Here is a 7,696-nt window from a genome sequence, read left to right as displayed (position 1 = left end):
GTTCAGCTTTAGAGCCTGTTTAGTTCTTTTGTTCTAACAAAGTTGACATGCTCCCATTGTTTAGGATGAAGAAATTTATGCAGTTAACTGCCTAGATAACGAGAAATTTTTTGGTTAACTTAACCAATCAAGCAAGTAATGAGTTTGCAAGTATGAGGTATAGGTTTCAATGGCACTGCCTCTTGTGTCTGTTCCGATGAAGAAAAATAAGAAACCGTCTCTGGTGCTGACGCTCTCGGCTGCTGGGTTATTGATTGGTGCGGGGAGTGCAGCATACTGGTTGTTAGTTCAGAGACAACTATCTTCTAGCGATTTGCTAGTAGGTGCAAATATTATTCCTGGTGATGCCCTGTTTGCGGTTTCTTTAACAACAGATCCCCAGCAGTGGCAGAAATTGCGGGGATTTGGGACAAAAGAAACCCAAGCAGAACTGGACAAAAATTTAGTCCAGTTACGCGATCGCTTTCTGACTAATAATGGTTACGACTTCCAGAAAGATATCGCTCCTTGGGTAGGCGATGACGTGACGATCGCAATTCTTGCCCCAGGAACAGGGAGTAAAGCTGCACCCAAACCAGTTACTACGAATGAAGATACTGCTAGCGATCAGCAGTCGATGGTAATGGTATTGCCAGTGAAAAACCCAGAAATCGCCAAAAGGATTTTGGCACAACCCAAAACTCTTAAACAAGGCAAATGGGTTGACCGTACTTATGAAGGGATCGCCATCAAACAAAGTGAGGGACAAGCAGGGGAAAACTTCTCAGCAGCATTACTAGATGGGCGTTTTTTAGTCATAACTGATAGTCCCAAAGCCACAGAACGAGCCATCGACGCCTACAAAAATAAAACATCTCTAGCCACAACAGGGGGCTTTGCTGAGAATTTTCCGAAAATTGCCAACTTCCAACCCTTTGCCCAGTTTTATGTAAATGTGCCAACAGCAGCCAAAATAGCCGCAGCTTCCCCAAACCGCCCTTTACCTGCTCAAGTTTTGGCTCAACTGCAAAATAACCAAGGTTTAGCGGGGACAATGACTTTAGAGCCAGAAGGAATCCGCTTCAAGGGCGTTTCTTGGCTAAATCCTAATAGTCAACGAGTGCTGGCGGTGGAAAACAAAGCTGGTCAAATGCAAAGCCGCGTACCAGCGGAAACCTTGATGATGCTTTCAGGGGGAAACTTACAGCGGTTGTGGGGAGACTATGTTTTAACGTCTCAGGCAAATCCCCTCTCACCGATCGCACCAGAAAAGCTGCGAGGTGGTGTAAAATCCCTGATCAATCTCGATTTAGATAAGGATTTGCTCAGTTGGATGAAAGGCGAATTTTCCTTATCATTGATTCCTAGTACTGCAAAAGCAGGTTCACCAGATGATTTTCGGGCGGGTTTGGTGTTTATGGTACAGGCAAGCGATGCCTACGGTGGGCAAAGCCTACGCAACTCGGCTGAAGCATCCTTAAAACAGCTCGATGATGTGATGAGAAATCAATACCAGTTCCAAGTCCAACCGGGGAAAGTCGCAGATCAACCCGTTGTTAATTGGGTTTCACCTTATGGTACGTTAACTGCTACCCACGGTTGGTTAGATGGAGATGTCGCCTTTCTAGTAGTGGGCGCTCCGATCGCGGATAAAATTATTCCCAAACCCAACAACACACTAGCTAGCACGATCCCCTTCCAACAAACAGTTCCTACAGAACCTAATCCGACAAATGGTCAATTTTTTCTGGATGTGGAACGAACTGTGAAAAATTTCCCTTTACCAACTCTAATTCCCAATCAACAAACTTTGCTAGATGCAACGCGCTCAATTGGGATGACATCTGCTGTCAGCGACAGTCGTAGTAACCGCTACGACATTTTTATCGCACTCAAAAAAGTTAGGAACTCAACTGCTTTGCCTAGTCCAGAAAGCAATAAGAGCGACTCTGGTAGATAAGGGAGTGGGGAGAAATCAATTCAAAATTCAAAAACTCCTCCCTCCTGCCTCCTCTTTGCCAATGCCCTATTTCCCATTTCCTCTGTGCCATGACCCTCTAACCAGATAGGATCAGAACAGTCAGAATCCATATTTTAAATTATCCACGGAGAGAAGACTTTATGAATCTGGTTGTACTCCAGAACTGGCTGGACAATGCGTCCTTTGCCATATTATTCCTGACAATGCTGGTGTATTGGGGAGGAGCGGCTTTTCCGAATCTGCCTTATTTAGCTGTTTTGGGGACAGCTGGGATGGCGATCGCTAATTTGGGCATTGCGACTCTATTAGGGGCACGATGGATCGAAGCTGGTTATTTTCCCCTAAGTAATCTCTATGAATCTCTGTTTTTCTTAACTTGGGGAATTACCGCAGTTCATCTCATTGCTGAAAATAGTAGCCGTAGCCGCTTAGTAGGAGTTGCGACAGCTCCGGTAGCAATGGCGATCACTGCTTTTGCTACTATGACACTACCATCCCAGATGCAAGCGTCAGAACCTCTAGTACCTGCCTTGAAATCAAATTGGCTGATGATGCATGTCAGCGTCATGATGTTGAGTTATTCTGCTTTGATGGTGGGTTCATTATTAGCGATCGCTTTTTTAATAGTCACTCGCGGTCAAAATATCCAACTACAAGGCAGTTCTGTTGGTACTGGTGGCTATCGCAGCAACGGCTACCGCTTGCACAAAGCTACTGAACTAATTTCTCAACCACCAACCCCTGCTGTCGAAAATAACGGCTTTTCTCGTTATGAAACTAGTAGCAACGGCAACGGTAACGGTAACACTGCTGTTTTGAATTTAGTAACTACCCCTGAATCTCAAGCTGTAGCATCTGCTGAACCTCTTTCACCCCAGCGCCTTAGCCTTGCCGAAACCCTCGACAACATCAGCTATCGCATCATTGGATTAGGATTTCCCCTACTGACAATTGGCATCATTGCCGGTGGCGTTTGGGCTAACGAAGCCTGGGGTTCTTACTGGAGTTGGGATCCGAAAGAAACTTGGGCATTAATTACCTGGTTAGTATTCGCCGCCTACCTTCACGCCAGAATTACTCGCGGTTGGCAAGGGCGCAGTCCCGCAATTTTAGCCTCCACTGGCTTGCTTGTGGTTTGGGTTTGCTATCTCGGTGTAAATCTTTTGGGTAAAGGTTTGCATTCTTACGGTTGGTTTTTTTAAGAACCTCACTAAGACAGTACTGAGTATTGAGTATTTTACTTTTACTCATAACTCAGGACTTAGTAAAATCCAGTGTAAAACTATGGTGAGTTAAGTATTTAAGTTGAAACGCAGAGGAGGGCAGAGTTTTCTTTGCCCCTACTCTTACAAGATCGCTCGTAGCGATTGCGCGAGACAAAAATTATCACTGATAACGACCAGGGACTAATGACTAATGACTAATGACTAATGACTAAATCTATAAAATCATCATTTTATTTCGGATGAACTGTTATATCTCTGAAAATATAGATTTATTGACAGGAGATTTTTATGGAAGATGGATTTGAGATACTAAACCATGATGAAGTTGTGTCTATAGAACCAGACACTTTTAATAAGTTAAATATTGCCAAAACTTTTAAAGTCCGTGATTTGATTACGGCAATTAAGGAATATATTGGAGCGGAAGAAACAGACGAAGTAAATTTATATACCCAAGGATTAAAATGTGAAGTTTTACAATTTAGTACTTTGGGATGGAAAAAAGGAAAAGTTAGACTTGCTTTAGAATTTTGTCCTGATGAATCTGAGTCTCCACTTGATGAAATTTTTCAAAAGCTCAAACAAGTGGAAAATTAATATCCAATGAGCAAAACATCCCTGACTTCTTAAATAAGTCGGGGATGTGATACTCTCTATGTTTGCAAATATCCCTCTTCTGTCACTTTCCGAGTATTCTTAATAAAAGGATTAAAATAAAAAACTCTGGAAGGTAAGCAGGGCAATGGATGTAGAATTACAAATCCTGAAACATTTGGCAAGAGACGCTCACCCAACAGTTGCGATCGTAGATGAATATTGTGCAGAGTATAAAGACTTATTTAAAGAAGTAAGGAATTATGAGTGCTTCAAATATTTACACATGGGGATAATATCAACGATAAAACGAAAATCGTTACCAGAGATAGCAAAGGTAGTGAGCATAAATTCGGCACAGTCACTACACCATTTTTTAGCAAATTCAGATTGGTCAGTAAATAAATTAAAACAACGAAGATTAAATAAGTTAAAGAAAAAATTAGATGGTCGGGCAATTACATTAGTAATAGATGAAACAGGAGATAGGAAAAAAGGTAAAAAGACTGATTATGTAGCTAGACAATATTAGCCATAACTTACTGGGAAATAACTACCGATCCAGAAACCATGCCGGAAAATTCTACCTCCTTCGTGATGACGAATCTGCAAGGTAATCTCAAGAAAATATTAGGTGACTTATATGGATTAAGAACCTGGGTAGAATATGGGTTTCGACAGTGTAAACAGGAACTAGGCTGGACAGATTACCGTTTTACTGATTTTCAACATATTGAGAGATGGTGAGCCAGCGCGGTCTTGGGGGTTTCCCCCATGAGCGACTGGCGAACCCGAAGGGTGGGAAATTATTTTTTGTGTTTACACGATGATTAGTTTAAATTCTTCAGTCTTATTAGGTTTAAATCAATCTTGTCAATTTGAGACTAAGACACAAGAAAATAATGATGTTGATTTTTCTAATCATCCACAATGAAACCATGAATATGGATGGAAGAATACTTTAAATAATCTACGTCTCATTATCCAACCACTTTTACTATTTTGGTTGATTTATCCCTGGTTAAGTATTTTCCCTAATTCACATTTATTATTGGGATTCAATCATTTAATTGCTGCAATGAATCAATTTAAACCCTCTTATGCTTATGGATGATTTAGCTCCTGAACTACTTGCTTATCTCGGAAAGTGACAGAAGAGGGATAAAATTAGGATGTGCTGAATTGCTATCAAAATTCATTAATAAAATAAAGATGTACTAATAACTGAGAAACGGTAAACCTATCATGCTAAATTACGATCCATTAGCTTGTTTGCCCTCCTCTGAGGAACTGCCAGACTCTGACGATACCCCTGTGGATAATGAATTACAAGATTTAATTCCCGGTTTACTCAAAGCGCTTCTAGCGATCGCTTGGCCAGAACGCATGGATTGGTTTTTTGGTGTAGATATGGGTATTTATTATGACCCAGACTTACCGCCAATAGTACCAGATGGGTTTTTGAGTCTGGGCGTAGAGCGATTTTATGATGAAAACCTACGTCCCAGTTATGTGCTTTGGGAAGAGAAGAAACTACCGATATTAGCGCTGGAAGTGGTATCTAAAACATATCGTGGTGAGTACTCGACTAAGAAAGCAGAGTATGCAAGATTGGGATTTTTGTATTATGTAGTTTACAACCCATTTCGTCGCCGTAAGCCACGTTTAGAAGTTTATAAATTAGTTAACAATGTTTATGAATTACATGATGGTAATCCAGTTTGGTTGCCAGAAATAGGTTTAGGAATTGGCATAGAACGAGGAATTTATCTAGGCATACCACGGGAATGGATGTATTGGTATAACCAACAAGGACAACGGTTGTTAACATCAGAAGAAAAAGCTCAACAAGCACAGCAAGAAGTTCAAGTCTTACGAGAACGGTTGCGATCGCTCGGCATAGATCCTGATTCTCTCACCTGAATTGCTATCAAAATTCATTAATGAAATAAAGCATAACAATTGCGTAGACGCATTAGCGAAGCGGTAGCGACGTTCGCGCAGCGTCTCGCAGAGAAGGAGCGTCAGCGGCTTGTCGTTAGACATCGCTCGGTGTAGATCCTGATTCTCTCATTTGAAAAAGGGAGCAAAGACGCAATAAATCCCATAATCACAAAGACGCGATAAATCGCGTCTCTTGCCTTAACGGAACAACATTGCGAGGTTCACGAATCAAGCTCCGAGGTTCACAAATGAAGCTCAAAGGTTCATTAACGGAGTTCAAAGACTCATTCACGAGTATCAAAGACTCGTCCACGAATATCAAAGACTCGTCCACGAATATCAAAGACTCGTCCGCGAGTATCAAAGACTCATTCACGAGTATCAAAGACTCTCGCGCGAGTATAAAAGACTCGTCCACGAGTATTAAAGACTCATTACAGCAATTTTCATTTATTTAGAAAACACTCTCGCGTTCTTCTTTGCGCCTTTGCGTGAGACAAAAAATCTTTCCGTCCTGTAATTACGAATTACGAATTACGAATTACCCATTACCCTATCAAGACTTGCACTCACACTTTCAGTATCCGGTGACTTCAATCGCTGCAAAATCTCTAAAGCTGGTTGCAAATAGGATATCGCTTTAGTGTATTCACCCTGCTCTTCTGCCAAATGTCCTAACCACCACAGAGTCATTGCTTGAGTTTGGACATCTCCAATGCGTTCTGTTATTTCCAAAGACTGATTGTAAAGTGCGATCGCTTAATCCACTTCCCCTTTGTTGGCGTCGAGATTTCCCCGATTGTTCAACGTCGCCGCTTTGCCTTGGTCATCACCAACGCCTTCAAATATTTCCAAAGACTGATTAAAAAGTGCGATCGCTTCATCGACTTCCCGTTTTCGGCGTAGATACTTGCCAGATTCTGCAACGTCGTCGCTTTGTCTCGGACATTACCAATACGTTCAAATATTTCCAAAGACTGATTGAAAAGTGCGATCGCTTCATCTACATTCCCTTTATTAGCGTAGATATGTCCCAGATTGTGCAACGTCGCGGCTTTACCTGCGACATTTCCAATGGGTTCTGTTATTTCCAAAGACTGATTGTAGAGTGCGATCGCTTCATCTACATTCCCTTTATTAGCGTAGATAGCTGCTAAATTGTGCAACGTCGCGGCTTTACCTGCGACATCACCAATGCGTTCTTTTATTTCCAAAGACTGATTGAAAAGTGCGATCGCTTCATCCACTTCTCCTTTGTCGTCGTAGATACCTGCCAGTTCGTGCAACGTCGCCGCTTTACCTTGGACATTTCCAATGCGTTCTTCTATTGACAAAGACTGATTGTAGAGTGCGATCGCTTCATCCACTTCCCCTTTGTTGGCGTAGATATTTGCGAGATTATGCAACGTCGCCGCTTTGGTTTGGACATCACCAATGCGTTCTGTTATTTCCAAAGACTGATTGTAGAGTGCGATCGCTTAATCCACTTCCCCTTTGTTAGCGTAGAGAATTCCCAGTTGGTGCAACGTCGCCGCTTTGCCTTGGACATCTCCAATGCGTTCTTTTATTTCTAAAGACTGATTGTAGAGTGCGATCGCTTGCTCCACTTCCCCTTTGTTGGCGTAGATCATTCCCAGACAGTGCAACGTCGCTGCTTTGCCTTGGACATCACCAATGCGTTCAAATATTTCCAAAGACTGATTGAAAAGTGCGATCGCTTGCTCCACTCCCCCTTTGTTGGCGTAGATAAGTCCCAGATTCTGCAACGTCGCCGCTTTGCCTTGGAGATTACCAGTGCGTTCATTTATTTCCAAAGATTGATTGAAAAGTGCGATCGCTTGTTCCACTTCCCCTTTGTTAGCGTGAATGCTTGCTATATTATGCAACGTTACTGCTTTCCAATAGGCATCACCAAGACGTTCAAAAACTTCCAAAGACTGATTGTAGAGTGCGATCGCTTGTTCCACTTCCC

The 7,696-nt window shown here is 42.1% G+C and carries 7 protein-coding genes and 1 pseudogene; 5 read left to right on the top strand and 3 right to left on the bottom strand.

What is annotated here, in order from left to right; translation table 11 throughout:
• Nucleotides 1–169: 169 nt before the first annotated feature.
• The 5 genes and pseudogenes from HWQ44_RS18270 to HWQ44_RS18250 all read left to right on the top strand — a co-directional run bounded on the left by HWQ44_RS18270 (nucleotide 170) and on the right by HWQ44_RS18250 (nucleotide 5,703).
• Nucleotides 170–1,939, top strand: a complete 1,770-nt coding sequence (locus tag HWQ44_RS18270) for a DUF3352 domain-containing protein (protein WP_292721263.1) — start codon at nucleotides 170–172, stop codon at nucleotides 1,937–1,939.
• Nucleotides 1,940–2,100: 161 nt separating this feature from the next.
• Nucleotides 2,101–3,162 (top strand): c-type cytochrome biogenesis protein CcsB, encoded by a 1,062-nt coding sequence (ccsB, locus tag HWQ44_RS18265; protein ID WP_292721260.1) that lies wholly within the window; start codon nucleotides 2,101–2,103, stop codon nucleotides 3,160–3,162.
• A gap of 312 nt (nucleotides 3,163–3,474) precedes the next feature.
• Nucleotides 3,475–3,783, top strand: coding sequence for a KGK domain-containing protein (locus HWQ44_RS18260; protein WP_292721256.1), 309 nt, complete (start codon nucleotides 3,475–3,477; stop codon nucleotides 3,781–3,783).
• A gap of 145 nt (nucleotides 3,784–3,928) precedes the next feature.
• Nucleotides 3,929–4,894: pseudogene (locus tag HWQ44_RS18255) on the top strand (transposase).
• A 131-nt stretch (nucleotides 4,895–5,025) separates the two neighbouring features.
• Nucleotides 5,026–5,703, top strand: coding sequence for a Uma2 family endonuclease (locus HWQ44_RS18250; protein ID WP_292721253.1), 678 nt, complete (start codon nucleotides 5,026–5,028; stop codon nucleotides 5,701–5,703).
• Between the two features lie 555 nt (nucleotides 5,704–6,258).
• Here the strand turns inward: HWQ44_RS18250 and HWQ44_RS18245 are convergent.
• The 3 genes from HWQ44_RS18245 to HWQ44_RS18235 form a co-directional block, all read right to left on the bottom strand.
• The gene (locus HWQ44_RS18245) at nucleotides 6,259–6,459 is read right to left on the bottom strand and encodes a tetratricopeptide repeat protein (RefSeq protein WP_292721251.1); all 201 of its coding nucleotides are present in this window, start codon (nucleotides 6,457–6,459) and stop codon (nucleotides 6,259–6,261) included.
• 68 nt (nucleotides 6,460–6,527) lie between these two features.
• On the bottom strand, nucleotides 6,528–7,199 hold the full coding sequence (locus tag HWQ44_RS18240) for a tetratricopeptide repeat protein (RefSeq protein ID WP_292721265.1): 672 nt from the start codon (nucleotides 7,197–7,199) through the stop codon (nucleotides 6,528–6,530).
• 3 nt (nucleotides 7,200–7,202) lie between these two features.
• Nucleotides 7,203–7,696, bottom strand: a 494-nt coding sequence (locus tag HWQ44_RS18235; protein ID WP_292721248.1) for a tetratricopeptide repeat protein, incomplete at its 5' end; no start/stop codon positions are given.

Source organism: Nostoc sp. JL34, from assembly GCF_017114945.1.
In the GTDB taxonomy this organism is placed as follows: domain Bacteria; phylum Cyanobacteriota; class Cyanobacteriia; order Cyanobacteriales; family Nostocaceae; genus Nostoc.
This window is presented reverse-complemented; position numbering and strand designations above follow the sequence as displayed.